23 protein-coding genes and 1 pseudogene are annotated in these 25,115 nt (G+C 67.8%); 15 read left to right on the forward strand and 9 right to left on the reverse strand.

What is annotated here, in order from left to right; all coding sequences use genetic code 11:
• Positions 1 to 56: 56 nt before the first annotated feature.
• The 14 genes and pseudogenes from PHN62_RS11840 to PHN62_RS11905 all read left to right on the forward strand — a co-directional run bounded on the left by PHN62_RS11840 (position 57) and on the right by PHN62_RS11905 (position 11,993).
• Positions 57 to 908, forward strand: a complete 852-nt coding sequence (locus PHN62_RS11840; RefSeq protein ID WP_300150828.1) for an urease accessory protein UreD — start codon at positions 57 to 59, stop codon at positions 906 to 908.
• 3 nt (positions 909 to 911) lie between these two features.
• Positions 912 to 1,214, forward strand: coding sequence for an urease subunit gamma (locus PHN62_RS11845; protein WP_300150831.1), 303 nt, complete (start codon positions 912 to 914; stop codon positions 1,212 to 1,214).
• Between the two features lie 13 nt (positions 1,215 to 1,227).
• Positions 1,228 to 1,818 (forward strand): HupE/UreJ family protein, encoded by a 591-nt coding sequence (locus PHN62_RS11850; protein WP_300150833.1) that lies wholly within the window; start codon positions 1,228 to 1,230, stop codon positions 1,816 to 1,818.
• Between the two features lies 1 nt (position 1,819).
• Entirely contained in the window at positions 1,820 to 2,125 is a 306-nt protein-coding gene (locus tag PHN62_RS11855; protein WP_018633980.1) for an urease subunit beta, read from the forward strand.
• A 3-nt stretch (positions 2,126 to 2,128) separates the two neighbouring features.
• On the forward strand, positions 2,129 to 3,841 hold the full coding sequence (gene ureC, locus PHN62_RS11860) for an urease subunit alpha (protein WP_300150838.1): 1,713 nt from the start codon (positions 2,129 to 2,131) through the stop codon (positions 3,839 to 3,841).
• A 13-nt stretch (positions 3,842 to 3,854) separates the two neighbouring features.
• Positions 3,855 to 4,340, forward strand: a complete 486-nt coding sequence (locus PHN62_RS11865) for an urease accessory protein UreE (protein WP_300150841.1) — start codon at positions 3,855 to 3,857, stop codon at positions 4,338 to 4,340.
• A complete protein-coding gene (locus PHN62_RS11870) occupies positions 4,321 to 5,037 on the forward strand; it encodes an urease accessory protein UreF (RefSeq protein WP_300150844.1) in 717 nt (238 codons plus the stop codon). The genes PHN62_RS11865 and PHN62_RS11870 overlap by 20 nt, the downstream gene beginning before the upstream one ends.
• Positions 5,034 to 5,672, forward strand: a complete 639-nt coding sequence (ureG, locus tag PHN62_RS11875; protein WP_300150846.1) for an urease accessory protein UreG — start codon at positions 5,034 to 5,036, stop codon at positions 5,670 to 5,672. The genes PHN62_RS11870 and ureG overlap by 4 nt, the downstream gene beginning before the upstream one ends.
• A gap of 99 nt (positions 5,673 to 5,771) precedes the next feature.
• Positions 5,772 to 7,181 (forward strand): nucleobase:cation symporter-2 family protein, encoded by a 1,410-nt coding sequence (locus PHN62_RS11880; RefSeq protein WP_300150849.1) that lies wholly within the window; start codon positions 5,772 to 5,774, stop codon positions 7,179 to 7,181.
• 25 nt (positions 7,182 to 7,206) lie between these two features.
• Positions 7,207 to 8,046 carry a factor-independent urate hydroxylase gene (gene pucL, locus PHN62_RS11885; RefSeq protein WP_300150852.1) on the forward strand — a complete coding sequence of 280 codons (840 nt, stop codon included), beginning with the start codon at positions 7,207 to 7,209 and terminating at the stop codon, positions 8,044 to 8,046.
• A 13-nt stretch (positions 8,047 to 8,059) separates the two neighbouring features.
• Positions 8,060 to 8,551: pseudogene (gene uraD / locus PHN62_RS11890) on the forward strand (2-oxo-4-hydroxy-4-carboxy-5-ureidoimidazoline decarboxylase); the annotation flags it as partial.
• 18 nt (positions 8,552 to 8,569) lie between these two features.
• Positions 8,570 to 8,950: a hydroxyisourate hydrolase gene (uraH, locus tag PHN62_RS11895; RefSeq protein WP_300150891.1), complete on the forward strand. Its 381-nt coding sequence runs from the start codon at positions 8,570 to 8,572 to the stop codon at positions 8,948 to 8,950.
• Positions 8,951 to 9,121: 171 nt separating this feature from the next.
• Positions 9,122 to 10,555 (forward strand): mannose-1-phosphate guanylyltransferase/mannose-6-phosphate isomerase, encoded by a 1,434-nt coding sequence (locus PHN62_RS11900; protein ID WP_300150855.1) that lies wholly within the window; start codon positions 9,122 to 9,124, stop codon positions 10,553 to 10,555.
• Between the two features lie 22 nt (positions 10,556 to 10,577).
• Complete coding sequence (locus tag PHN62_RS11905) at positions 10,578 to 11,993, forward strand: phosphomannomutase (protein ID WP_300150857.1); 1,416 nt, start codon at positions 10,578 to 10,580, stop codon at positions 11,991 to 11,993.
• A 47-nt stretch (positions 11,994 to 12,040) separates the two neighbouring features.
• On the opposite strand, the gene PHN62_RS11910 is transcribed toward PHN62_RS11905, so the two are convergent.
• The 7 genes from PHN62_RS11910 to PHN62_RS11940 all read right to left on the reverse strand — a co-directional run bounded on the left by PHN62_RS11910 (position 12,041) and on the right by PHN62_RS11940 (position 20,227).
• On the reverse strand, positions 12,041 to 12,985 hold the full coding sequence (locus tag PHN62_RS11910; RefSeq protein WP_300150860.1) for an ABC transporter substrate-binding protein: 945 nt from the start codon (positions 12,983 to 12,985) through the stop codon (positions 12,041 to 12,043).
• A gap of 38 nt (positions 12,986 to 13,023) precedes the next feature.
• A complete protein-coding gene (locus tag PHN62_RS11915) occupies positions 13,024 to 13,974 on the reverse strand; it encodes an ABC transporter permease (RefSeq protein WP_300150894.1) in 951 nt (316 codons plus the stop codon).
• A 62-nt stretch (positions 13,975 to 14,036) separates the two neighbouring features.
• Positions 14,037 to 15,578, reverse strand: a complete 1,542-nt coding sequence (locus PHN62_RS11920) for a sugar ABC transporter ATP-binding protein (protein ID WP_300150864.1) — start codon at positions 15,576 to 15,578, stop codon at positions 14,037 to 14,039.
• Positions 15,563 to 16,714, reverse strand: coding sequence for a Gfo/Idh/MocA family oxidoreductase (locus tag PHN62_RS11925; RefSeq protein ID WP_300150866.1), 1,152 nt, complete (start codon positions 16,712 to 16,714; stop codon positions 15,563 to 15,565). Before PHN62_RS11925 ends, PHN62_RS11920 begins: the two co-directional genes overlap by 16 nt.
• On the reverse strand, positions 16,711 to 17,769 hold the full coding sequence (locus tag PHN62_RS11930) for a sugar phosphate isomerase/epimerase (protein WP_300150869.1): 1,059 nt from the start codon (positions 17,767 to 17,769) through the stop codon (positions 16,711 to 16,713). Before PHN62_RS11930 ends, PHN62_RS11925 begins: the two co-directional genes overlap by 4 nt.
• Before the next feature lie 83 nt (positions 17,770 to 17,852).
• Positions 17,853 to 19,157, reverse strand: a complete 1,305-nt coding sequence (gene xylA, locus PHN62_RS11935; RefSeq protein ID WP_300150871.1) for a xylose isomerase — start codon at positions 19,155 to 19,157, stop codon at positions 17,853 to 17,855.
• Positions 19,154 to 20,227 carry a LacI family DNA-binding transcriptional regulator gene (locus PHN62_RS11940; protein WP_300150873.1) on the reverse strand — a complete coding sequence of 358 codons (1,074 nt, stop codon included), beginning with the start codon at positions 20,225 to 20,227 and terminating at the stop codon, positions 19,154 to 19,156. The genes xylA and PHN62_RS11940 overlap by 4 nt, the downstream gene beginning before the upstream one ends.
• A 407-nt stretch (positions 20,228 to 20,634) precedes the next feature.
• On the opposite strand from PHN62_RS11940, the gene gdhA reads away from it, so the two are divergent.
• Positions 20,635 to 21,984, forward strand: a complete 1,350-nt coding sequence (gene gdhA, locus PHN62_RS11945; RefSeq protein WP_300150876.1) for an NADP-specific glutamate dehydrogenase — start codon at positions 20,635 to 20,637, stop codon at positions 21,982 to 21,984.
• Positions 21,985 to 22,034: 50 nt separating this feature from the next.
• Here the strand turns inward: gdhA and PHN62_RS11950 are convergent, their stop codons facing one another.
• Positions 22,035 to 23,354, reverse strand: coding sequence for a replication-associated recombination protein A (locus PHN62_RS11950; protein ID WP_300150879.1), 1,320 nt, complete (start codon positions 23,352 to 23,354; stop codon positions 22,035 to 22,037).
• On the reverse strand, positions 23,351 to 24,805 hold the full coding sequence (locus PHN62_RS11955; protein ID WP_300150882.1) for a trypsin-like peptidase domain-containing protein: 1,455 nt from the start codon (positions 24,803 to 24,805) through the stop codon (positions 23,351 to 23,353). The genes PHN62_RS11950 and PHN62_RS11955 overlap by 4 nt, the downstream gene beginning before the upstream one ends.
• Between the last annotated feature and the right edge of the window lie 310 nt (positions 24,806 to 25,115).

The following is a 25,115-nucleotide window of genomic DNA, read 5'->3' on the forward strand; positions in this document are numbered from 1 at the left end:
TCCTCCCGGGATTAACCCTTCGGAGGATCCCGCATGCGCTGCTCGCCGAGCCCTCCATGATCATCGCCCATCCCGAGGCTCCGGCGCGTCCTGCGCCCGGGAGGCCCGCGCCGCAAAGAGCCGAGGGCGTCCTGCGGCTGGCCCTGAAGCAGGAGGCCGGGCGCACACGGCCCGACCGCATCTATCAGGAGGGCTGCGCGAAGGTCCGGCTGGTGAAGGGCCCCCTCGGCGCGACCGAGGCGGAGCCGATCCTGATCAATTCCTCGGGGGGGCTGACGGGCGGCGACCGCTTCTCCGTCGAGATCGAACTCGGCCCCGGCGCCGAGGCCATGGCGAGCACCCAGGCTTGCGAACGCATCTATCGGGCCTCTGGGGGCGAGGTGGAGATCCGCAACCGCCTGAGGCTCGGGCCTGGGGCGCGTCTGGACTGGCTGCCTCAGGAGACGATCCTCTTCGACGGCGCGGCGCTCTCGCGCAGCCTTGAGGCGGATCTTGCGCCGGATTCGGAATTCCTCGCGGTGGAGGCGATCCTCTTCGGGCGCAAGGCCATGGGCGAGACCCTGACCCACGCGACCTTGCGCGACCGCTGGCGGATCCGTCAGGGCGGGCGGCTGCTTCACGCCGAGGATCTGCGGCTCGAAGGCCCCGTCTCGGAGATCCTCGCGCGCGCCTCGACGCTGAGGGGCGGGGCGGCTCTGGCGACCCTCCTTCATGTGGGGCGGCGGGCGGAGAGCCTGCTGGAGCCCTTGCGCGAGATCCTCGGCGCTCAGGGCGGCGCGAGCTTCTGGCGCGGGCGGCTTCTGGCGCGGCTGACGGCCCCGGACGGCCTCTCCCTGCGGCGGCGTCTGGAGCCCGCCCTGACTCTCCTGCGGGGCGGACGGCCCCTGTCGCGACTCTGGCGGATGTGACTCATGAACCTGACTCCCCGTGAAAAGGACAAGCTCCTGATCTCCATGGCGGCGATGGTCGCCCGGCGCCGTCTGGAGCGCGGCGTGAAGCTGAACCATCCGGAATCCGTAGCGCTGATCGTGGATTACGTCGTGGAGGGCGCGCGCGACGGGCGCTCGGTGGCGGATCTCATGGAGGCGGGCGCGCATGTGATCTCGCGCGGACAGGTCATGGAGGGCGTGCCCGAGATGATCCCGGACGTTCAGGTCGAGGCCACTTTCCCCGACGGCGTGAAGCTCGTCACCATCCACGAACCCATCCGCTGAAAGGGAACTCCTCATGAAGCGTCTCCTTCTCCTGAGCCTCGCGCTCCTGCCGATGGCCCCGCTTCCGGCGGCGGCGCATCTGAACCCCGCCGAACATGGCTCCTTCGCGGCCGGCTTCTCGCATCCCTTCTTCGGGCTGGACCATATCTTCGCCATGGTGGCGGTGGGGCTCTGGGCGGCGCTGCTCGGAGGACGCGCGCTCGGGGCGGTTCCGGCGGCTTTCGTCGGGGCGATGCTGGTCGGATTCGCGGCGGCTCTGGGCGGGATGCCTCTGCCCTTCGTCGAGCCCGCCATTCTCGCCTCGGTGGTCGCCGTCGGACTTCTGGCGCTCATGGCGGTCCGGGCGCCGGTTCCGGTCGCGGCCCTGATCGTCGGGGCCTTCGCGCTCTTCCACGGCCACGCCCATGGCGGCGAGCTCGGCGAGGCGGGCGCCGCGAGCTTCGCGCTCGGCTTCGCTCTGGCGACGGCGCTTCTGCATGGCGCGGGGGTCGCTTTCGGTCTGGGCTTCGCGCGCTTCCTCGGTTCGGAGTTCGGGCGCGGCGCGATCCGGGCGGCGGGCGGTCTGACGGCCCTCGCGGGACTCTGGCTGGCTGTGGGAGGCTGAGATGATCCCCGGAGAAATCCTCCCTGCGGAAGGCGAGATCCTGCTCAATGCGGGCGCCGAGGCGATCACGCTGGTGGTGGCCAATCGCGGCGACCGCCCGGTTCAGGTCGGCTCGCATTACCACTTCTTCGAGGTCAACGAGGCCCTCGACTTCGACCGCGCGGCGGCTCGAGGGATGCGCCTCGACATCCCCGCCGGAACGGCGCTGCGCTTCGAGCCGGGTCAGGAGCGCGAGGCGCGGCTGATCCCCTTCGGCGGGGCGCGCGAAGTCTGGGGCTTTCAGCAGAAGATCATGGGGAGGCTCTGAATCATGCCTTACGCCCTTCCTCGCGCCTCCTACGCCCGGCTTTACGGCCCGACCACCGGCGACCGCGTCCGCCTCGCCGACACCGAACTGATCATCGAGGTGGAGAGGGACTTCACCCTTTACGGCGAAGAGGTGAAGTTCGGCGGCGGCAAGGTGATCCGCGACGGCATGGGCCAGAGCCAGGCCTCGCGCCAGGAGGGCGCGGCGGACACCGTCATCACCAACGCCCTGATTCTCGACCATTGGGGGATCGTGAAGGCGGACGTCGGGCTGAAGGACGGGCGCATCCTCGCGATCGGCAAGGCGGGGAATCCCGACGTGCAATCGGGCGTGACCATCGTGATCGGCCCCGGCACCGAGATCATCGCCGGAGAGGGCCGCATCCTGACCGCCGGCAGCGTGGACGCCCATGTGCATTTCATCTGTCCGCAACAGATCGACGAGGCTCTGGCCTCCGGCGTGACGACCCTGATCGGCGGCGGCACGGGCCCGGCCCATGGCACCCTCGCGACGACCTGCACGCCGGGCCCCTGGCATCTGGCGCGGATGATCCAGTCCTTCGACGCCTTTCCGATCAACCTCGGCCTCGCGGGCAAGGGCAACGCCTCGCGCCCGGCGGCTCTGGTGGAGATGATCGAGGGCGGCGCCTGCGCGCTGAAGCTCCATGAGGATTGGGGCTCGACGCCCGCCGCCATCGATAATTGCCTCAGCACCGCCGACGCCCATGACGTCCAGGTCATGATTCACACCGACACCCTGAATGAAAGCGGCTTCGTCGAGGCGACTTTGGCGGCGATCAAGGGCCGCACCATCCACGCCTTCCACACCGAAGGCGCGGGCGGAGGCCATGCGCCGGACATCATCAGGATCTGCGGGGAATCCAACGTCCTCCCCTCCTCGACCAATCCGACGCGGCCTTACACCCGCAACACGCTGGCTGAGCATCTCGACATGCTGATGGTCTGCCATCACCTCAGCCCGAGCATCCCCGAAGACGTGGCCTTCGCCGAAAGCCGCATCCGCAAGGAGACCATCGCCGCCGAGGACATCCTGCATGACATCGGGGCCTTCTCGATCATCTCCTCGGATAGTCAGGCCATGGGCCGCGTCGGCGAGGTGCTGATCCGCACCTGGCAGACGGCCCACAAGATGAAGATCCAGCGCGGGCCTCTGCCGGAGGATTCCAGCCGCAACGACAATTTCCGCGCCAGACGCTACATCGCCAAGACCACCATCAATCCGGCCATAGCTCAAGGGATCTCCCATGAGGTGGGCTCGGTGGAGCCCGGCAAGCGGGCGGATCTGGTCCTCTGGAATCCGGCTTTCTTCGGCGTCAAGCCGGAGATGGTGCTGGTGGGCGGAAGCATCGCCGTGGCGCCGATGGGCGATCCCAACGCCTCCATCCCGACGCCTCAGCCCATGCATTACCGCCCGATGTTCGGAAGCTTCGGGAGAGCCGCCGCCCTCTCCTCCCTGACCTTCGTCTCGCAAGCCGCGCTGGATCTCGGGCTTCGGGAGAAGCTCGGCGTGGTCAAGCCCATGGCCGCCGTGCGGAACACGCGGGGCGGAATCTCCAAGGCCTCGATGATCCACAACGCCGCCACGCCTCATGTGGAGGTGGATCCCGAGACCTATGAAGTCCGCGCCGACGGCGAATTGCTCGCCTGCGAACCCGCCGAAGTCCTGCCCATGGCGCAACGCTATTTCCTCTTCTGAAAGGCCCCGCCCGATGAGCCTCGCGCCCTTGATCGCTCCGCCGCCGCGCGCCGTCGCGCATCTGCCTGCGCCGCGCGGCCCCGTCTCGGAGAACCTCCTCGGCGAGGCCCTGCTGAGCCATGAGGAGCGCCATGTGCGGCGGCGGCTTCTGCGCCTGACCGACGGCTCGGAGATCCTCGTGGATCTCCCCGAGCCCGCGCGTCTGGAGGAGGGCGACCGGCTGGCGCTCGAGGACGGGCGTCGGGTGCGGATTCGGGCGGCCTCCGAGATGCTCTACGCCGTGACGGCGGGCTCCAGCCCCAAGGCCGCGCCCTTGATCGAACTGGCCTGGCATCTGGGCAACCGCCATTTCGCGGCGCAGATCGAACGGACGCGGCTGCTCATTCCGCGCGATCCGGTGATCAGGGCCATGCTGGAGGGTCTGGGCGCGCGGGTTGCTCCGGCGGTCGAGCCCTTCCGCCCGGTGCGCGGCGCCTATCATGGCCATGCGCATGGATGATCTCGGCGCCGGAGGGGGGGGCTGCCTCGGGCGGGAGAAGGTCGGCGGCGTGGAGCTTCTGCGCCTGCTGACCTGGCTTTCGCCGAGCTTCCCCATCGGGGCCTTCGCCTATAGCCACGGTCTGGAGCAGGCGATTCACGAAGGCCTGATCCATGACCGCGAGTCCCTGCGGCTCTGGCTGGAGGATCTGGTGTCCTTGGGTTCGGGCTGGAACGACGCGGTTCTTCTGGCCGAGGCCTGGCGCGCCGCCCGCGCGCAGGACTCCGCCGCCCTGCGCGCTCTGGCTGAATTGGCCGAGGCTCTGGCGGGCGGCCGCGAGCGCCATATGGAGACCATGCTCCAGGGCGAAGCCTTCCTGCGCGCCGCCGCGCCCTGGACGGGCGTCGCGGAGCCTGCGCCTCTGGCCAGTCCTCTGGCGGTGGGCGAGACGGCGGCTCGGGCGGGGCTGCCTCTGGAAGCGGTTCTGCTGGCTTGTCTGCACGCCTTCGCGGCCAATCTGCTGCAAGGCGCGGTGCGGCTGGTTCCGCTCGGACAGAGCGACGCCCTGGCGATCCTCTCCGCCCTTGAGGCCCCCTTGCTGGCGGCCTCGGCGCGCGCCGCCTGCTCCACGCTCGAAGACCTCGGCTCCTCGACCTTCCTGTCCGATCTCATGACCCTGCGCCATGAGGCGCTCCATTCACGGGTGTTCCGCTCATGACTTCCTTTCACGGCCCTTTGCGCGTCGGAATCGGCGGCCCGGTCGGCGCCGGCAAGACCACCCTCACGGAGATGCTCTGCAAGGCCATGCGCGACGACTACTCCCTTGCGGTGGTGACCAACGACATCTTCACCAAGGAAGACGCCCTGATCCTCAACCGCCTTCAGGCCCTGCCCGAGGAGCGCATCCTCGGCGTGGAGACCGGCGGCTGCCCTCATACGGCCATCCGCGAGGATGCTTCGATCAATCTCGCGGCCATCGCCGAGATGCGCCGCCGCTTTCCGGATCTGGACGTGGTCTTCGTCGAATCCGGGGGCGACAACCTCGCGGCGACCTTCTCTCCGGATCTGGCGGATCTGACGCTCTACGTCATCGACGTGGCGGGGGGCGAGAAGATCCCGCGCAAGGGCGGTCCGGGGATCACGCGGTCGGATTTGCTGATTGTCAACAAGACGGATCTGGCGCCCTATGTGGGGGCGGATCTCGACGTGATGCGCCGGGACGCTGCGGCTCAGCGGGGGGATCGGCCTTTCGTCTTCACCGACCTGCGCCGCCGGATCGGCCTCGGCGAGATCGTCGCCTTTCTGGAGCGCGCCGGAGGCCTGCGCCGCCGCGCCGCCGAGGCTTCGGCCTGAACTCTCCCGGGCGGCCTTCGCCCCGCCCGCCCCGACCCGCCTGAAAAAGGAGTCCCTGCACGAACCGTCCGCCTCATCCCTGAATTCAGGAGCGCGCCCATGCCCTCGAGTCCGTCCTCCGCCGTCCACCCCGTGGATGAACGTCTTCCCCTCGCGAGGCTCGCGCCTCTGGCCTTGCAGCATGTTCTGGTGATGTATGCGGGCGCGGTGGCCGTGCCCCTGATCGTGGGGCGAGCGCTGAATCTGCCGCCCGAGGATGTGGCCTTCCTCATCAGCGCCGATCTCTTCGCCTGCGGAGTCGCGACGCTGATCCAGAGCTGGGGGATTCCCGGCGTCGGCGTCCGGCTTCCGGTGATGATGGGCGTGACCTTCGCGGCGCTCGGGCCGATGCTCTCGATGGCGACGGCGCCGGAGGTGGGGATTCTCGGGATCTTCGGCTCGGTGATCGCGGCGGGGATCTTCGGGACTCTGGTCGCGCCTTTCGTTTCGCGGCTCCTGCCGCTTTTCCCGCCGGTGGTGACGGGCACGATCATCCTGGTGATCGGAATTTCCCTGATGCGGGTGGGCGTGAACTGGGCGGGCGGCGGCCAGCCGAGCTTTCCGCGCATGGTCGACGGCGTGAGCGTGCATTTCCCGAACCCGAATTACGGTCAGGTTTCGGGCCTCGCCATCGCGGGCTTCGTGCTGCTGACGATCCTCGCCCTGCTGAAATGGACGCAGGGCTTCGTCCGGAACGTGGCGGTGCTGCTGGGGATCGTGGCGGGTTGTCTGCTGGCGGCGGCCATGGGGATCATGCATGTCGACAAGGTGGCCGAGGCTCCATGGTTCGGTCTGGTGCTGCCCTTCCACTTCGGAACGCCGCAATTTCATCTCGTGCCCATCGTGACGATGTGCGTGGTGATGATCGTGGTGATGATCGAGTCCCTGGGGATGTTCCTCGCCATCGGCGAGATCACGGAGCGCAAGCTCTCCCGCGACGACCTGACCAGGGGCTTGCGCGCCGACGGCGTGGGCACTCTGATCGGGGGGATCTTCAACACCTTCCCCTACACCTCCTTTTCGCAGAACGTCGGGCTTGTGGGCGTGACGGGGGTGCGTTCGCGCTGGGTGACGGTGGCGGGCGGCGTGATCCTTCTGGCTCTGGGGCTTCTGCCGAAGATGGCGGCTCTGGCGGAATCGGTGCCGCAGGTGGTGCTGGGCGGGGCGGGGATCGTGATGTTCGGCATGGTGGCGGCGACGGGCATCCGCATTCTCTCCGGCGTGGATTTCCGGACCAACGCCAACAATCTCTTCATCGTGGCGATTGCGGTGGGCTTCGGCATGATTCCTCTGGTGGCGCCGAGTCTCTTCAGGAACCTGCCTCATGACTTGCACCCTTTGCTGGAGTCTGGAATCCTGCTGGCGGCCATCGTGGCGGTCTTGCTGAACGTCTTCTTCAACGGCGTCCGGAGCGCCGAGACGGCGCGCTCCGAAGCCGCTTCTGCGGCGGCTGCGGCCGAACACGTCTGAGCAATCCGGAGGGGGAGAGCGGAACATGCCTTTGATCAGCAACGTCTACGGCAAGGGGCGCGTGCGCGTGCTGCGTCTGTTCAAGGACGGCGAGCGGCAGGAAGTGCGCGAACTCACGGTTCAGCCCATGCTGACCGGCGATTTCTCCGCCGCCTTCACCGACGCCGACAATTCGAAGGTGGTCTCGACGGACACCGTCAAGAACGTGGTCAACATCGTGGCGCGCGAGTCGCTGAATCTCGGCAACGAGGAATTCGCCCTCGCGGTGGCGCGGCGCTTCCTCGACAGATATCCGCAGGTCGAGACCGCGACCGTCACGGCCCATGAGACGAAATGGCGGCGTCATGAGGTCGGCGGGAAGCCGCATCTGCACAGCTTCACGCTGGACGGCAACGGACGCCCCTTCGTCGAGGCCCGGATGGCCCGCGACGGATCTTCCTCCGTGACCTCCGGCGTGAGCGACTACATGTTCATGAAGTCCACGGAATCGGGCTGGTCGGGCTATACGAAGGATCCCTACACCACCATCAGGGAGACCGACGACCGCATCTGCGCCACCTCCATGGAGGCCCGCTGGACCTGGCGCAAGGCGCCCGCCAGCTACGAGGCGGCCAACGCCAGGATCCTCGAAACCATGCTGGAGGTCTTCGCGACCACCTATAGCGCCAGCGTTCAGGACAGCCTCTATCGCATGGGAGAGGCGGCCCTTGCGGCGGTCCCCGAGCTCGAGCAGGTTTCGGCGGCCTGCCCGAACAAGCATTATCTGCTGGTGAATCTGGCGCCTTTCGGCCTGGACAATCCGAACGCCGTCTTCACGCCCACCGACGAGCCGCATGGTCAGATCGAATGCGTCGTCGGACGCTGAGGAGAAGAGCCCCATGACCGCCGCGCCCGTTTCTCTGGAGAGGCTGAATCAGGCCTCCCTTGCGGAATTCGTCTCGCTTCTCGGAGCGATCTTCGAACACGCGCCCTGGGCCGCCGAGGCCGCCGCCGCGCAAAGGCCTTTCGCGACGGTGGCGGATCTTCATGGGGCCATGCTGGCCGCCGTGGAGGCCCGCCCCCAGGCCGAGCGGATCGCCTTTCTGCGGGGACATCCGGATCTGGCGGGCAAGGCGGCGCGGGCGGGCGAGATGGCGCCCGCCTCCGTCTCCGAGCAGGCGGGCCTGGGCCTGGACCGGCTTTCGGATGCGGAATACGACCGCTTCCAGAGCCTGAACGCCGCCTACGCCGGGAAATTCGGCTTTCCCTTCATCGTCTGCGTCCGGCGCCAGACCCGCGACGCCATTCTGGATTCCTACGCGCCCCGCCTCGCCAACGACGTCGAGACCGAACTTTCCCGCGCCATGGCGGAGATCGGCCATATCACGCGCCTGCGGCTGGTCGAGGCGGTGGAGGGTCCGGGCGCGCCGAGGACCGCCGGACGTCTCTCGACCCATGTGCTGGATTCGGCTCATGGATCTCCGGCGGCGGGGGTGCGGATCGAGCTCTTCGAGCGCGGCGCCAGCGCGGCGGCGAAGCTTCTGGAGGTGGTCACCAACGCCGACGGCCGCACCGACGCGCCCCTGATCTCGGGGCGTCCGCTACGGGCGGGGCGCTACGAGCTGGTTTTCCATGTGGGGGATTATTTCCGCGCCAGGGGGCTCGCCTTGCCGGAGTTTCCCTTCATGGACGTGGTGCCGATCCGCTTCGGGATCAGCGAGCCCGAAGGGCATTATCACGTGCCCCTCGTGGCCACGCCCTGGAGTTCGGCGACCTATCGCGGCAGCTGACCGCGCCCTTGCGTCTTTCGTCCTTCGCGATTCCTTCAACCTCTCCCGCTAGGCATGTGGTCTCTCTCCGGATTCCGCGCGCCTTCAGGACGGGCGCGAGGGATCGCGCCTGATCTCCCGCCGGAGGCCGGGCGTCTGTCGGGGCGGCGGTTTCTGCGAAGGTGTGTCATCATGGCCTCTCCGATCCTTCCCGTGGTTCTGGCTGGCGGACAGGGGACGCGGCTCTGGCCCATGTCCCGTTCGGCGCGTCCCAAGCAGTTCCTGCCCCTGATGGGCGAGACGAGCCTGTTTCAGGACACGCTCTCCCGGGCTTCTCCCCATGACGGGCGTTATGGTCCTGCGCTCGTGCTGACCAACGCCGAATACCGCTTCCTCGTCGCCGAGCAGGCCCAGGAGATCGGGGCTCCTCTGGCGGCGATCCTTCTGGAGCCGACGGCGCGCAACACGGCGGCGGCCATCGTCGCGGCGGCGGCCCATGCGGTGCTGAGGATCGATCCCGAGGCGGTGCTGCATGTCCTGCCCTCGGATCACGCCATCGTGGCGGATGAAGGCTACTGGCGCGCGGTGGACGCCGCCGCCTCCGCCGCCCGCTCGGGATTTCTGGTGACCTTCGGCGTGACTCCCGACCGCCCCGAAACGGGTTACGGCTACATCCTCTGCGGCGAGCCCCTGACTCCGGAGGGGGCGCTGAAGGTGGCGCGCTTCGTCGAGAAGCCCGACCTCGCGCGCGCCGAAGCCATGCTGGCGGCGGGTGGGCATGTCTGGAATTCGGGGATGTTCATGCTCAAGGCGCGGGTGTTTCTGGAGGAGGCCGGGCGCCTCGCGCCGGAGACCTTCCGCGCGGCCTCCCTCGGGGTGGAGCGGGCGACGTCCGATCTGGATTTCGTGCGGATCGACGAGGAGAGCTTCGCCGCCGCGCCCGACATCTCGGTGGATTACGCGATCTTCGAGAAGACGGACCGGGCTTCGGTCCTGCCGGTGTCCTTCGCCTGGTCCGACCTCGGCGCCTGGGACGCGGTCTGGAAGGCGCGCGGCAAGGACGCCCGGGGCAATGCGGCTTCGGGTCCGGCGAGCTTCTCGGAGGCGAGCGGCTCCCTCGTGATCTCCGAGAAGGCGCATGTGGTGGTCCAGGGCCTGAAGGACGTGGCGGTGATCGCCAGCGAGGACGCGATCTTCGTCGGGCCTCTCTCGGAGACGCAGAAGGTGGGGGGGATCGTGGCGCGTCTGCGGTCGCGTCCGGAGACCCGGGCCCTGACCGAGATCCACAAGACCGTCTACCGGCCCTGGGGCGGCTATTCCTCGGTGCTGGGCGGCGAGCGCTTCCAGGTGAAGCGGCTCTTCGTGAAGCCGGGCAAGAAGCTGAGCCTCCAGAAGCATCACCATCGTTCGGAACACTGGATCGTGGTGCGCGGCACGGCGGAGGTGACGGTGGACGGCCAGACCAGGCTTCTGACCGAGAACGAGTCGATCTATCTGCCTCTGGGGGCGGTGCATCGTCTGGCCAATCCGGGGAAGATCCTGCTGGAGCTGATCGAGGTTCAGACGGGCTCCTATCTCGGCGAGGACGACATCGTGCGCTTCGAGGACATGTTCGGCCGGGTCTGAACGGGTGCAGGAGGAGAGGCGCATGAGCGGCCTGAAATTCGGCACGAGCGGCCTGCGCGGCCTGGTCGCGGATCTGACGGACGAGGCTTGCGCGCTCTGGACGCGGGCCTTCCTGGCGCATCTGCGGGCGCAAGGGGCCCTGAGCGCAGGGGGCGAGGTTCTGGTGGGGCGCGATCTGCGCGGCTCCAGCCCGAGGATCTCCCGCGCCTGCCTCGCGGCCATCGCGGCGGAGGGGTTGGCTCCGGTGGATTGCGGCGAGGTTCCGTCTCCGGCTCTGGCTCTGGCGGCGATGAGCCGGAGGGCGCCGGGGATCATGGTCACCGGGAGCCACATCCCCGACGACCGCAACGGCCTGAAATTCTACCGGGCCGAGGGCGAGATCGACAAGACCGACGAAGCCGGGATCCTCGCTCGGGCTGAATCTGCGCCCGCAGGCTCGGCCTCCTTCGTCGCGCCGCAGGTCTTCGACGCTCTGGGCGCCTATCGCGCGCGCTATCGGATCCTGGGCGAGGGGCTGTTGTCGGGGCTGACCATCGGCCTTTATCAGCATTCGACCGTCTCGCGCGACGTGATCGCGCAGGTTCTGGAGGATCTGGGCGCGCGGGTTCTGCCTTTCGCCCGGAGCGAGGCCTTCATCCCCGTGGACACCGAGGCCCTGCGTCCCGAGGACGTGGCGCTCGCCCGCGACTTCGCCGCCGCCCATGAGATCGACGCCCTCGTCTCCGCCGACGGCGACGCGGATCGCCCCCTGATCGCCGACGAGCGGGGCGTCTTCCTGCGCGGCGATCTCGTGGGGCTGCTGACGGCGCATTGGCTGGGGGCGGATCTGGTGGCGACGCCGGTGACCTCCACCTCCGCCGTGGAGGCCTGCGGCTTCTTCCGCGCCGTGACGCGCACGAAGGTCGGCTCTCCCCATGTGCTGGCGGGGATGCAGGCGGCGGGCGAGTCCCGGATTCCCGTCGGCTTCGAGGCCAATGGCGGGGTTTTGCTCGGCGCTCCGGCGCGCGGGCTCGCGGCCCTGCCGACGCGGGACGCCGTGCTGCCCATCCTCGCGGTGATCGCTCTGGCGAAATCGGAGGGGCTGAAGCTGTCGCAGCTTGTGGCGCGGCTTCCGGCGCGCTTCACCGCCAGCGACCGCCTCAAGGAGATCCCCGCCGAAAGCAGCGGGCCCTTTCTGGAGCGCCTGAAGCAGGATCCGGCCTTCGCCGCCGAATTCGCGGCCGGAGTCCTGGCCTCGGCGGGCGCGGCGCCCAGCCCCGTCGCGGGCTTCGACGCCGTGGACGGGCTGCGCATGGTCCTGACGGATGGGAGCACGCTGCATTACCGCGCCTCCGGCAACGCCCCGGAGCTGCGCTGCTATGTCGAGACCTCGGAGGAGGCCGCCGCTCCGGCTCTCCTCGCCGCAGGGCTGGAGGCCGCGAAGCGGCGGCTGACGTAAGCTTGCGAGGCGGCCACACCCAAGAGGAGGCCGCCCTTTCTCCTGGATCAGAAGGGGCTGTCGGGGAAGTAGTACTGCGCCGCGTTCTCCGGCGTGACCAGCACCGAGCCGATGACGAAGCGCCCCGAAACCGGCGCGCTCGACACCAGCCCGAGCGCCGTCACCTCGATGGCGGTGGCGATCATGGCGGGCGGATAGGTGACGTTGGCGGGGATCATGGCGTCTCCGTCGCGGGTGCGGGCGATCATCTCCTTCATGCCCGCGCCGCCGAGCACGAACTTGACGTCCTTGCGGCCCGCCGCCTCGATGGCCGCCAGGGCGCCCACCGACATGTCGTCGTCCGAGGCCCAGACGGCGTCGATCTGCGGATATTTCGAGAGGAAGTCCTGCATCACCTCGAAGGCCTTGTCGCGGTTCCAGTTGCCGTGCTCCATGGCGAGGATCTCGACGCTTGAGCCTTCGAGCGCCGCCTGGAAGCCTTCCACGCGCTCGTTGTCGATGGTGGTGGGGATGCCCCTCAGCACGACGACCTTGCCGCCTTCGGGCAGGGCGCCGGCCACGAACTCGCCCGCGACCCGCCCGAAGCCGGGATTGTCGCCCGCGACGTAAAGATCCTCGATCCCCTCGACGGAGAGTCCGCGATCCACCACCGTCACCCAGACGCCCGCGTCGGCGACGGCCTTGACCGGCCCGGTGAGGGGCTCGGATTCGAAGGGCAGCACGACGAGGGCGCTGATGTTGCGGGTGGCGACCATGTCCTCGATGTCGTTGACCTGCTTGGCCGGATCCGAGGCCGTGGCGAGAACGAAATCGAGATCGGGATAGGTGGCCTCCAGGCGCTTGACGGCCTCCTGGGCGAAGTAGTTCATGCCGCCGGCCCATCCGTGGGTGGCGGCGGGAATGGAGACGCCGACGGTCTTCGTCTCGGCGAAGGCGGGGGCCGAGAGGCTCATGGCGGTGGTCAGGCAGAGCCCGGCGAGAATGCGTTTCATGGTGGATTTCCTCCCTGAGGTTTCTTCATGACGGACGCTCATGCGCCCGGTTTTCCTTCGCGTTGCAGGATCACCGCAAGCACGATGATGAGGCCCTGAATCGCCCCGTTGAGATAGGGCGAGACGAGATCGGTCAGATTCAGGATGTTGCCGATGAGGCTGAGGATCAGCACGCCGACCACCGTGCCCCAGACGCGCCCGAAGCCGCCCTTGAGCAGGGTGCCGCCGATGATGACCGCCGCGATGGCCTCCAGCTCCCAGAGCAGCCCCGTCGATGCGGAGGCCGATCCGAGCCGCGGCACATACATGATCACCGCCAGCCCGACGAGCAGCCCGAGCATGACGTAGGTGGCCAGCCGCACCCGCGCGACCCTGACGCTGGAGTATTTCGCCACCTGCTCGTTGCTGCCGATGGCGGCGCACCAGCGCCCGAAGACCGTCGAGCGCATGACGATCTCTCCGAGGACCGCCACCAGCCCGAAGACGATGATCGGCCAGCTGACTCCGAAGATTCCGCCGTAATAGATCGGCTGATAGAAGCTCCTGAGCTGGAAATCCAGCGAGAGGGTGCCGCCGTCGGCCAGCCAGGTGACGAGGCTGCGATAGATCCCCATCGAGCCCAGCGTGACGATGAAGGCTTCTATCCCCAGTCTGGTGATGAGCAAGCCGTTGAGCAGCCCGGCGAGCAATCCCGCGAGCAGCGCCGCCCCCATGCCGAGCAGCACGATGGGGATGCCCACCCCCAGGCTCGGCAGGGCGGCGTTCATGACCATGATCATCAGCCCGGCGATGAAGGCCGCCATGGAGCCCACCGAGAGATCGAGCCCCCCGGCTGTGATGACGAAGGTCATGCCCACGGCGATGATGCCGATGAAGGCCGAGCGCGCCAGCACGTTGGTGATGTTGGCGGCGCTCAGGAAATTCGGATTGAGCCATGCGCCCAGCGCCGCGAGCAGGATCAGCGCCAGAATCGGCCCGACCACCGTCATGGAGATCCGGCGTCGGGGCGCGAAGGCCGCGGGCGGGGGAGAGGAAGGTTGAAGGGGGGCGGTCATGCGGTCTCCTCGTTCCGGATTTCGCCCGGCCTGACTTGTCGGGCCACGCCCATGGCGTAGCGGACGACGGCTTCCTCGGTCATCTCGGCGCCCGCGACCTCGCCGAGGATGCGGCCCTGACGCATGACCAGAATCCGGTCGGCGAGTCCGATCAGCTCCTGCATCTCCGAGGAGATCACGACGACGGCCAGACCCTGCGCCGCCAGCTCGCGCAAGAGCGCGTAGATCTGTTGTTTGGCCCCGATGTCCACGCCGCGCGTGGGTTCGTCGGCGATGAGGACGCGGGGCTCGGAGAGCAGCGTCTTGGCGAAGAGCAGCTTCTGCTGATTGCCGCCCGAGAGATTCCCCACGAGCATGCTGCGGCTTCCGGCGCGGATGTCGAATTCCCGCACGGCGCGGTCGAGCGCCCGCTCTTCGGCCCTTCGGTCGACGAGGATTCGCGCGAACTTGCGCAGGGATTGCAGGGTCAGGTTCTCGCGCATGCCCTTGGCGAGGAGCAGGCCGCGGGTCTTGCGGTCCTCGGTGAGATAGGCCACGCCCTGCGCCAGAGCTTCTGAGGGCGCGCGGAAGCGGACCGCCTCGCCGAAGAGGCGGACCTCGCCATGGGCGGGGCGCAGACCGCATAGCCCTTCGAAGGTCTCGGTGCGGCCCGCCCCGATCAGCCCTGCGACGCCCAGAATCTCGCCCTTGCGCAGATCGAAGGAGATCCCGGAGGCGTGGCCCGGAACGTCGAGGCCCCGCACGGAGAGCGCCAGAGGCGCCGCCGGATCGAGCGGGGGCCTGGGCGGAAAGAGGTCGGACATCTCGCGCCCCACCATGGCTTCGGCCATGTCATGAGGGCTCAGAGCTGCGGCGGGACCGCTCTGGACCACGGCGCCGTCGCGCATGATGGTGAGGTCGTCGGCCAGAGCCTTGACCTCGTCGAGCTTGTGCGAGGTGAAGAGGATGGCCGTCCCCGCCGCGCGCAGCGCCCGGATCTGCTCCATGAGCACGGCGGTCTCCGCGAGGGTCAGCACGGCGGTGGGCTCGTCCATGATGAGGACTCGGGCTTCGCGGGAGAGCGCCTTGGCGATCTCCAGCATCTGCTTGTCGGAGTTCGAGAGCCGCGAAACCGGAAGATCCGGATCCAGCGGACGGTCGAGCCGCGCGAGCAGCTCGCGGGTGCGCCGCCGCATGGCGGATTTGTCGAGGAGGAATCCGCGCTTCAGCTCCCGACCGAGGAAGAGATTCTGCTCCACGGTCAGATGTTCGGCGAGGTTGAACTCCTGATGGATCATGACCACGCCGAGGGCTTCGGCTTCGGCCATGCTTCTGAAGACGACCTCCTGGCCCCCGACGCGGATCCGTCCGGCGCTGGCGGGCTGATAGCCCGCCATGATCTTCATGGTGGTGGATTTCCCGGCCCCGTTCTCGCCGATCAGGGCGTGGACGCGCCCCGGCCGCAAGGCGATGTCGACGCCATGCAGCACCTCCACCGGACCGAAGCTCCGGCGGATTCCCTCCAGCGCGAGGACGGGGGCGTTCAGAGCTGCGTCCATGCGGCGTCCTCCGCCGAGGAGCGCACGCAGGCCGAGATGAATCGCATGCCGTCGAGCCCCGCCTGGATCCCCGGCAGGATCGCGAGGATCTCCGAGGCGTCGCGGCCATCCCGACGCGCCTGAATGGCGTCCGCCGCGCCGAGGTAGATGTTGGCGAAGCCTTCGAGATAGCCCTCGGGGTGTCCGCCCGGGGTGCGCGAGACGGCCCGGGCCGCCGCCCAGGCTCCGGCGCCGTTGCGGGTGAGGAGCTGTTTCGGCTCGCCTTCGCGGGTGAACCAGAGGGCGTTGGGCTCCTCCTGGCTCCATTCGAGTCCGCCTTCCGAGCCATAGACGCGCAGCTTCAGGGCGTTCTCGTTGCCCGGCGCGACCTGGCTGCACCAGAGGATTCCCCGCGCTCCGCCTGCGAAACGGAGCAGCACATGGGCGTTGTCGTCGAGGCGGCGCCCGGGGACGAAGCTCTGCAGATCCGCGGCCAGCTTCTCGACCTTCAGGCCGCTCACGAAGCAGGCGAGGTTATGGGCGTGGGTGCCGATGTCGCCGACGGAGCCGCCTGCGCCGGAGCGTTCGGGATCGGTGCGCCATTCGGCCTGCTTGTTGGCGCCCGAGATTTCGACGGGACGGGTGAGCCAGTCCTGAGGATATTCCACCTGGACCACCCGGACCTCGCCGAGCTCTCCCGCCTCGACCATGGCGCGGGCCTGACGGATCATGGGATATCCGGTGTAGTTATGCGTCAGGATGAAGAGGGCTTTCGAGGCCCTGACCGCCGCCGCGAGATCCTCGGCCTGGGCCATGGTGGCGGTGAGGGGCTTGTCGCAGATGACGTGAATCCCGCGCGCGAGGAAGGCCTTGGCCGCCTCCGCATGGACATGGTTCGGCGTGACGACGGCGACCGCCTCGATTCCGTCGGGGCGGGCGGCTTCGGCTTCGGCCATCTCGGCGAAGCTTCCATAGCTGCGGTCCGGCGCCAGCCCCAGAGCCTCGCCGGAGGCCCTGGCCTTCTCCGGCGTGGAGGCCAGAGCCCCCGCGACGAGATCGTAACGCCCGTCGATCCGCGCGGCGATGCGATGCACGGCGCCGATGAAGGCGCCTGCGCCGCCGCCCACCATGCCCAGTCTGATCGGTTTCTGGCTCATCGGTCGATCCCCAGCATGCGGCGATTGGCGGCCTGATCGGTTCCGCCGTCGGCGAAATCGTCGAAGGCCTTTTCAGTGACGCGGATGATGTGGCTCCGCACGAATTCGGCGCCTTCGCGAGCTCCGTCCTCGGGGTGCTTGAGGCAGCATTCCCATTCGACCACGGCCCAACCGTCGAAATCCGCCGCCGTGAGCTTCGAGAAGACCGCGCCGAAATCCACCTGTCCATCCCCGAGCGAGCGGAAGCGCCCGGCCCGGTTCACCCAGGACTGGAATCCGCCATGGACTCCCTGACGCCCGGTCGGATTGAATTCGGCGTCCTTGACGTGGAACATGCGGATGCGCTCGGCGTAGATGTCGATGTTGTCGAGATAATCGAGGCATTGCAGCACGTAATGCGAGGGATCATAGAGCATGCAGGCGCGGGCGTGGTTCCCGACGCGCTCCAGGAACATCTCGTAGGTCACGCCGTCATGCAGATCCTCGCCGGGATGGATCTCGTAGCAGAGGTCCACGCCGCAATCTTCGGCATGGTCGAGGATGGGCCTCCAGCGCCGGGCGAGTTCGTCGAATCCGGTCTCGACCAGCCCGGCGGGTCTCTGCGGCCAGGGATAGACGTAGGGCCAGACCAGAGCGCCGGAGAAGCTCGCCATGGCCTTGAGCCCCATGTTGCGCGAGGCGCTCAGCGCCATCTTCACCTGATCGACGGCCCATTCCTGGCGCGCCTTGGGATTCCCCCGGACTTCCGGCGCGGCGAAGCCTTCGAAGGCTTCGTCATAGGCCGGATGGACCGCCACGAGCTGCCCTTGCAGATGGGTGGAGAGCTCGGTGACCTCCACGCCGTTGGCGGCGGCGATTCCCTTGAATTCGTCGCAATAATCCTTGCTGGCGGCGGCTTTTTTCAGGTCGATCAGCCGCGCGTCCCAGCTCGGAACCTGCACGCCGAGATAGCCGCAATCGGCGGCCCATTTCGTGATCGACTCCCAGGAATCGAACGGCGCTTCGTCTCCGGCGAACTGGGCCAGAAACAGCGCGGGGCCCTTGATGGTCTTCATGCCTTATCCCCTTGTCTGGTCGCGCGATCGATCCGGAAACCGGCCTCCGCTTTCCGGATCGCGCTCCTCCCTGAATCCGCTTGTCAGACGTAGCGGTTGACGACGGCCTCCAGACGCTCCTGACGCCCCGAGACCGGTTGCGGATCGAGTCCTTCGGCTTCGGCGCGGTCGGCGATGGCGGCGAGGCTGGCGTCCGCGCCGAGCATGGCCTGAGCCTCGGGACGGGCCCATCCGGCGTATCGGGCGCGGCGCGGGGCTTCGAGGGCGTCCTCTTCGAGCATCCTGGCCGCCGCCTTGAGGCCTCGCGCGCAGACGTCCATGGCTTCGGCGTGGGCCATGACGAGGTCTTCGGCGTCGAGGGACTGCCGCCGCAGCTTGGCGTCGAAATTGGTGCCGCCTGTGGAGAATCCGCCGCCGCGCAGCACTTCGTAATAGGCCAGCGCGATTTCCGGGACGCTGTTGGGGAACTGGTCGGTGTCCCAGCCCGATTGCTGATCGTTGCGGTTCATGTCGATGGAGCCGAAGATTCCGAGCGCGTTGGCCATGGCGAGCTCATGCTCGAAGCTGTGCCCTGCGAGGATGGCGTGTCCCTGCTCGATGTTGACCTTGACCTCCTTCTCCAGCCCGTAGCGCTTGAGGAAGCCGTAGACCGTGGCGACGTCGAAGTCATATTGATGTTTGGTCGGCTCCTGAGGCTTGGGCTCGATGAGGATCGCGCCCTTGAATCCGATCTTGTGCTTGTGCTCGACGACCAGATTCAGGAAGCGCCCCATATGGTCGAGCTCCTGAGAAAGATCGGTGTTGAGCAGCGTCTCGTAGCCTTCGCGACCGCCCCAGAGCACGTAATTCTCGCCGCCGAGCCGATGCGTGACCTCCATGCAGGCGCGCACCGTGGCGGCGCAACAGGCGAAGACCTCGGGATCGGGATTGGTCGAGGCGCCGGCCATGTAGCGGCGGTTGCTGAAGAGATTGGCCGTGCCCCAGAGCAGCTTCGGCCCTCCTGCGGCCATCTTCGCCTCGAAGAGGTCGGCCATCTCCTCCAGCCTCTTGCGGCTTTCGGTCAGGCTGGCGCCTTCGGGACGCACGTCATGGTCATGGAAGGTGAAATAGGGGACGCCCAGAATGCGGAAGAGGTCGAAGGCGGCCTCGGCCTTGAGCTTCGCCAGCTCCATCGTGTCGCCGGGGAACCAAGGGCGCTGGAAGGTCTGTCCTCCGAAGGGGTCTCCGCCCTCCCAGACGAAGCTGTGCCAGTAGCAGACGGCGAAGCGGAGGTGATCCTCCAGGCGCTTGCCCATCACGACTTCATTGGGGTCGTAATGCCGGAATCCGGGGCCCGATCCCTGGGGATCATAGGCCAGAGGGGCGAAGTCGCTGAAATATCCGCTCATGCGAAGAGGTCTCCTGAAGCCTCGCGCGCGCTCGGCGCGGCGGGCGGATTGTCCTTGAGATGGAGGGCCGGGGTGATCGCCCCGAGTCCGGCGGGGATCGCGCGTCCTTCGGCGAGGCTCCGCAGCGCGGCGAGCGCGGCGGCGATCTCCCTTGCGGGTTTCTGGTCGATGACGACGTCGACGAGGTCTTCCTCCAGAGCCTTGCGGCTATGGGGCGTGAGTTCATGGAGCACGACCATGGGGCGACGCTCCGGCGCGGCTTCCCGCAGGGCCTCGACGAGTCCGCGATTGCCCGCGCCCATGCTGTAGAGGGCGGTGGGCGGCGGATCCTCGCGCAGGGCGGCCCGGACCAGTTCGCGCATGCGGTCCGGATCGTCGCGCGCTTCGAGGGCGGGCAGGGCGGTCAGCGGCTGCGGTTCTTCGGCCAGCACCTGCCGCAGGCCTTCGAGTCGGTCGCGATGGTCGCGGGCCGTGGGGCTCCCGAGGATCGGCAGGACGAGTCCGCGCCTTCCGCCGCGATGGGCGAGGCGGATGAGCCTTCCTGCGGTGCGTCCTGCGCCGAGGTTGTCGACTCCGACATAGACGTCGCGCGCTTCGGGCCCTGCGTCGGCCACCAGCGCGACCACCGGGACTCCTCCGGCCTTGAGCCGCGCGAGGGCTCTTGCGGCTCTCGGGCTTTCGGCGGCGACCACGGCGAGTCCGTCGCAATCCTCCGGCGCGAGGGCTTCGAGGGCTTCGGCGAGGGCTTCGGCGTCGAAGGGGGGGAATTCCTGCAGGGCGATCTCGATCCTGTCCGCCGCCAGCCTGAGGCGTTCGGCGAGCAGGGCGGCGCGCAGTCTGGCGAAGAATCCGTGATCTCCGGCGGGCAGCAGGAAGCGGAAGGCGCGTCTGCGGCGTCGCGAGAGGGTGGCGGCGTGGATGTCGCGCACATATCCGAGTCGGCGGATGGCCTCGCGGACGCGGATTTCGGATTTCTCCGCGACTCCGCCGCGCGCGTTCAGGACCCGGTCGGCCGTGGCGTAGCTGACGCCTGCGGCTGCGGCCACATCGTGCAGAGTCGGCTTTTTCATGCCGTTGATGTCCTCCCTGGTCCGCCGAGCATGGGGCTGATCCCGAGAGGCGTCAATCCCGAAATGATGGACGTCCATCATTTCGCAATGCGAAAGAAATCCTTTCGCAGCGCCGTCCGGAGCGGGATTTCCGCCCGCCCTCCGCCGCCTCCTCCTCCCGATGCGCAGGCCCGGTCCTGCGGGCGGGCGCCGCGCTTCGGCGTGGAAGCTTTCCGCGCTTCGCAAGGGTTCAGGGCGTCGTTATCTTGCGAAAAGGCGCCGGAAAATTCCGGAAAGCTCCCGTCTGCGGCGTCTGCGGGGAGCCATGCGGCTTTCGCCCGACTTGAGCGAAACCCCGCCTTCCCCTAAAGCAGCATCCGCGCGGACCCAGATCAACGAGGCCCGCCGATGATTCTGCGGAGATTCCATTGCCTCATCTCGACGAAAGACTCGAACACATCTTCAACGACGTCACCCGCCGCAACGCGGGCGAGGCGGAGTTCCACCAGGCCGTGCGCGAGGTCCTGGAGAGCCTCGGCCGCGTGGTGGCCAAACGCCCGGCCTACGCCGAGGACGCGCTGATCGAGCGCATCTGCGAGCCCGAGCGCCAGATCATCTTCCGCGTGCCCTGGACCGACGACAAGGGCAAGGTGCACATCAACCGGGGCTTCCGTGTCCAGTTCAATTCGGCTCTGGGGCCCTACAAGGGCGGTCTCCGGTTCCATCCTTCGGTGAACGTGGGGATCATCAAGTTCCTCGGCTTCGAGCAGACCTTCAAGAACGCGCTGACGGGGCTTCCCATCGGCGGCGGCAAGGGCGGTTCGGACTTCAACCCCCGCGACCGCTCCGACGCCGAGGTGATGCGCTTCTGCCAGTCCTTCATGACCGAGCTTTCGCGTCATCTGGGCGAATACACCGACGTTCCTGCGGGCGACATCGGCGTGGGGGCGCGCGAGATCGGCTACATGTTCGGCCATTACAAGCGCCTGACGAACCGTTACGAGGCGGGCGTCCTGACCGGCAAGGGTCTGTTCTACGGCGGCTCGCGGGCCCGCAAGGAGGCGACGGGCTACGGCAACACCTATTTCGTCGAGCGGATGCTGGCCACGCGCGGCCACAGCTTCGACGGCAAGAAGGTCGTGGTCTCGGGCTCGGGCAACGTGGCGATCTACACCATCGAGAAGGTGCAGTCCTTCGGCGGGGTGGTGATCGCCTGCTCCGATTCCGGCGGCTACGTGGTGGACGAGAACGGCATCGACCTGGAGCTGGTGCAGGAGATCAAGGAGGTCCGCCGGGGCCGCATCTCCGAATACGCCCGCCTCAAGGGCAAGGGCTCGCATTACGTGGAGAAGGGATCGATCTGGGACGTCCCCTGCGAGGTGGCGATGCCTTCGGCGACCCAGAACGAGCTGACCGGCCGCGACGCGAGAACCCTTGTGAAGCACGGCCTGATCGCGGTGGGCGAGGGGGCGAACATGCCCTGCACCCCTGATGCGGTGAAGCTGTTTCAGGAGGCGGGGATTCTCTTCGCGCCGGGCAAGGCCGCGAACGCGGGCGGCGTGGCGACTTCGGCTCTGGAGATGCAGCAGAACGCCTCGCGCGACAGCTGGACCTTCGAGCAGACGGAAACCCGCCTTGCGCAGATCATGCGCAACATCCACGACGACTGCGCGGCGACCGCCGAGGAATACGGCGCGCCGGGCGACTACGTGCTGGGGGCGAACATCACGGGCTTCGTGCGCGTGGCCGAGGCGATGCGGGCCTTCGGCGTGATCTGATCCTGAAATCCGGGAGGCGCCTGCGGGCGCCTTCCTCCGGTCTTTTCTTTCTATTCTTCGCGCCTTCTCCGCCTCAGCTCCTCCCAGTAATCGAGCCTCTTGCGCATGTCGCGCTCGAATCCGCGCGGGACGGGCCTGTAGAATCCGGGCCGCGCCATGCCTTCGGGGAAATAGTTCTGTCCCGAGAAGGCGTCCGGCTCGTCATGGTCGTAGCGATAGCCTTCGCCATATCCTTCCTGCTTCATGAGCTTCGTGGGCGCGTTGAGGATGACCTTGGGCGGCGGCTTCGATCCGGTCTCCTTCGCCGCGGCCATGGCCTCCTTGAAGGCGCTGTAGAGCGCGTTGGATTTCGGGGCGGCGGCGATGTAGACGGCGGCCTGCGCGAGGGCCAGTTCTCCTTCGGGCGAGCCCTGCAGCTCATAGGCCTCCTTTGCGGCGAGGGCCTGCTTCACGGCTTCCGGATCGGCCAGCCCGACCTCTTCATTGGCCATGCGCACGAGTCTGCGGGCGATGTAGAGCGGATCTTCTCCGGCGGTCAGCATTCTGCAGAGCCAGTAGAGCGCGGCCTCCGGATCCGATCCCCGCACGGATTTATGCAGCGCCGAGATGAGATTGAAATGTCCGTCCTGGGCCTTGTCATGGAGCGGGGCGCGGCGGTTCAGCGCCGCCCCGAGTCCCGCGACGTCGAGGATTTCGCCTTCCGGCCCGTTCAGCAGCGCCTCCGCGAGGGTGAGCAGATGCCGCCCGTCTCCGTCGGCCATCTCGGCGAGTCTTCCGCGAGCCTCCGGAGCGAGCGGCAGGAGGCGTCCTTCGGCGGCTTCGGCCCTGCGGAGCAGGCTTTCGAGATCCTCCGGCTCCAGCGCCCGGAGCACCGCGACCTGGGCCCGCGAGAGCAGGGCGCCGTTCAGCGCGAAGGAAGGGTTCTCCGTCGTGGCGCCGACCAGGGTGATGAGTCCCGATTCCATGTGGGGCAGGAAGGAGTCCTGTTGCCCGCGATTGAACCTGTGGATCTCGTCGACGAAGAGCAGCGTCCCGCGCCCTTTGCGCCTGAGGGCTTCGGCGGCGTCGAAGACCTTGCGCAGCTCCGCGACTCCGGAGGCCATGGCGCTGATCTGGACGAATTCGAGCCCTGCGGCCTCGGCGAGGAGCCGCGCGAGGGTGGTCTTTCCGACTCCCGGCGGCCCCCAGAGGATCAGCGAACCGAGCCTTCTTGCGGCGACCATGCGCCCGATGAGTCCGTCCGGGCGGAGCAGATGCCCCTGCCCGAGGATCTCGGCGAGCGCGCCCGGCCTGAGTCTTTCCGCGAGGGGCGGCCTTGGTCCTGATGCGGCTTCCGGCCCGGGCTCCGGATCGAAGAGGTTTCCGCTCATCTCATGCGCGCCTGGAATTCGAGGGTGCGTTCTCCCCTGCGGGCGGTGATCCTCCAGAGGGCGGGGGCCTCCTCGAGGGCTCTGGCGAGATCCTCCGCCGCGCCGATGCGCCGTCCGTTGACGTCGATCAGCAGATCTCCGGCCCTGAGCCCGAGCCTTGCGCCCGGTCCATATCCTTCATCCTGGACGACGACTCCCGCTTCGGCCTCGCTCAGGCCGATGGAGGCGGCGAGGGCGGGGGTCAGCTCCACGACGACCATGCCGCTGAGGGGCGTCCTTCCGTCGATCTCGACGAGCCTCGGGGCTCCGGCCTTTGGCGCGGCGTCGCGCTCGACGGCGGCCGAGCGTCTTTCTCCGTCGCGCAGATAGACGACCTGCGCGGGGGTTCCGATGGGCTTCGCCTGGAATCTGTAGCGGGCGCTCGGCTCGTCATGGACGTCGAGCCCGTCCAGGCTGAGGATGACGTCTCCGGCCTTGAGCCCCGCGCGCCCGAAGGGGCTTTCGGGATGCAGCCTGATCAGGGAGACTCCGGTGGGGGCCTCTCCGAGTCCGAGCCTTGCGGCCTGGGCTGCGGTCAGGGGCTCGATGGCGATTCCGCCCCAGGGCTGTTCGAGCCTCCGGGCTCCTGCTGCGGCGGCCTCGACGGCCCTGCGCGCGAGATTGGCGGGGATGGCGAATCCGATTCCCTGGAATCCGCCGCTGCGCGAGAGGATGGCGCTGTTGACCCCGACGAGTCTGCCCTGCATGTCGACGAGCGCGCCGCCGGAGTTTCCGGGGTTCACGGCGGCGTCCGTCTGGACATAGACCTGTCCGTCGTCATTGGCGCGCATGACGGCCGAGACGATTCCGCTGGTGACGGTCTGCCCGACTCCGAAGGGATTGCCGATGGCGAGCACGAGATCCCCCGGTTCGAGGGCGTCCGAATCTCCGAACTCCAGAGCGGGCAGGGCCGGGGCGTCCTGGATGCGGATCACCGCGAGATCGCTGGCTTCGTCCGAGATGAGGATCTTTGCGGGGAATTCGCGCCGGTCGGCGAGCGCCACGGTGATTTCATCGGCTCCCCCGACGACATGGGCGTTGGTGAGCACGATTCCGGAAGGATCGACGATCACGCCCGATCCGAGGGAGTTCTGTTCTCCCCGGGCGGTGGGCGGCCTTCCGAAGCGCCTTCTGAAGATTTCGTCGAAGAGGGGATCCCCTGCGAAGGGATGCAGCCTCTGCTGCACGAAGGTCTTCGTATAGATGTTGACCACCGCCGGAGCGGCCTTCCGGACGACGGGCGAGAAGGAGAGGCGCGTCTCGGCCGGGCTTCCGGGGACCGCGACGGCGGGGAGCGCGGGAATCGCCGCGACCGTCGGGACTCCTTCCGCGCTCTGCGCGAAGGCCCAGAGCGCGCCCCCCATGGCCAGAGATCCCAGCAGCGCGAGCGCGCCGATCCGCGAGATTCGCATGGATTCCTCCAGATTCGCCGAATCCGGGGCCGGGATTCGCGCGGATTCGCAGGATTCGCCCCTCTGAGGAGGAAAATAGGCGGATCTCCCCCGGCTTGAAAGAGGGGGCGATGCGGGGATCCCGGTTTTCTCCAACCGCAACCATTTGAATATGAATGGTTTTCAAGAAAAGTCATGAAACTGTGAAAATAGTTCTTGCTCGTTTGGTTTTCCCGGCCTATAAACCGCTCACCGACGGCGCAGACGCTTCGGCGGACGGCTCTGCAGTCTCTGAAATTTGAAATCGGGTCTTGACCTGGTGGAAATGAGG

Origin of the sequence: Neomegalonema sp. (assembly GCF_028688855.1) — a bacterium.
Lineage (GTDB): Bacteria > Pseudomonadota > Alphaproteobacteria > Rhodobacterales > Rhodobacteraceae > Neomegalonema.

What these genes read in the sequence shown, in the direction of transcription:
- PHN62_RS11840 (WP_300150828.1), top strand. Translation starts at nt 57, where the DNA reads ATGATCATCGCCCATCCCGAGGCTCCGGCGCGTCCTGCGCCCGGGAGG.
- PHN62_RS11845 (WP_300150831.1), top strand. Translation starts at nt 912, where the DNA reads ATGAACCTGACTCCCCGTGAAAAGGACAAGCTCCTGATCTCCATGGCG.
- PHN62_RS11850 (WP_300150833.1), top strand. Translation starts at nt 1,228, where the DNA reads ATGAAGCGTCTCCTTCTCCTGAGCCTCGCGCTCCTGCCGATGGCCCCG.
- PHN62_RS11855 (WP_018633980.1), top strand. Translation starts at nt 1,820, where the DNA reads ATGATCCCCGGAGAAATCCTCCCTGCGGAAGGCGAGATCCTGCTCAAT.
- ureC (WP_300150838.1), top strand. Translation starts at nt 2,129, where the DNA reads ATGCCTTACGCCCTTCCTCGCGCCTCCTACGCCCGGCTTTACGGCCCG.
- PHN62_RS11865 (WP_300150841.1), top strand. Translation starts at nt 3,855, where the DNA reads ATGAGCCTCGCGCCCTTGATCGCTCCGCCGCCGCGCGCCGTCGCGCAT.
- PHN62_RS11870 (WP_300150844.1), top strand. Translation starts at nt 4,321, where the DNA reads ATGGCCATGCGCATGGATGATCTCGGCGCCGGAGGGGGGGGCTGCCTC.
- ureG (WP_300150846.1), top strand. Translation starts at nt 5,034, where the DNA reads ATGACTTCCTTTCACGGCCCTTTGCGCGTCGGAATCGGCGGCCCGGTC.
- PHN62_RS11880 (WP_300150849.1), top strand. Translation starts at nt 5,772, where the DNA reads ATGCCCTCGAGTCCGTCCTCCGCCGTCCACCCCGTGGATGAACGTCTT.
- pucL (WP_300150852.1), top strand. Translation starts at nt 7,207, where the DNA reads ATGCCTTTGATCAGCAACGTCTACGGCAAGGGGCGCGTGCGCGTGCTG.
- PHN62_RS11900 (WP_300150855.1), top strand. Translation starts at nt 9,122, where the DNA reads ATGGCCTCTCCGATCCTTCCCGTGGTTCTGGCTGGCGGACAGGGGACG.
- PHN62_RS11905 (WP_300150857.1), top strand. Translation starts at nt 10,578, where the DNA reads ATGAGCGGCCTGAAATTCGGCACGAGCGGCCTGCGCGGCCTGGTCGCG.
- PHN62_RS11910 (WP_300150860.1), bottom strand. Translation starts at nt 12,985, where the DNA reads ATGAAACGCATTCTCGCCGGGCTCTGCCTGACCACCGCCATGAGCCTC.
- PHN62_RS11915 (WP_300150894.1), bottom strand. Translation starts at nt 13,974, where the DNA reads ATGACGGTGGTCGGGCCGATTCTGGCGCTGATCCTGCTCGCGGCGCTG.
- PHN62_RS11920 (WP_300150864.1), bottom strand. Translation starts at nt 15,578, where the DNA reads ATGGACGCAGCTCTGAACGCCCCCGTCCTCGCGCTGGAGGGAATCCGC.
- PHN62_RS11925 (WP_300150866.1), bottom strand. Translation starts at nt 16,714, where the DNA reads ATGAGCCAGAAACCGATCAGACTGGGCATGGTGGGCGGCGGCGCAGGC.
- PHN62_RS11930 (WP_300150869.1), bottom strand. Translation starts at nt 17,769, where the DNA reads ATGAAGACCATCAAGGGCCCCGCGCTGTTTCTGGCCCAGTTCGCCGGA.
- xylA (WP_300150871.1), bottom strand. Translation starts at nt 19,157, where the DNA reads ATGAGCGGATATTTCAGCGACTTCGCCCCTCTGGCCTATGATCCCCAG.
- PHN62_RS11940 (WP_300150873.1), bottom strand. Translation starts at nt 20,227, where the DNA reads ATGAAAAAGCCGACTCTGCACGATGTGGCCGCAGCCGCAGGCGTCAGC.
- PHN62_RS11950 (WP_300150879.1), bottom strand. Translation starts at nt 23,354, where the DNA reads ATGAGCGGAAACCTCTTCGATCCGGAGCCCGGGCCGGAAGCCGCATCA.
- PHN62_RS11955 (WP_300150882.1), bottom strand. Translation starts at nt 24,805, where the DNA reads ATGCGAATCTCGCGGATCGGCGCGCTCGCGCTGCTGGGATCTCTGGCC.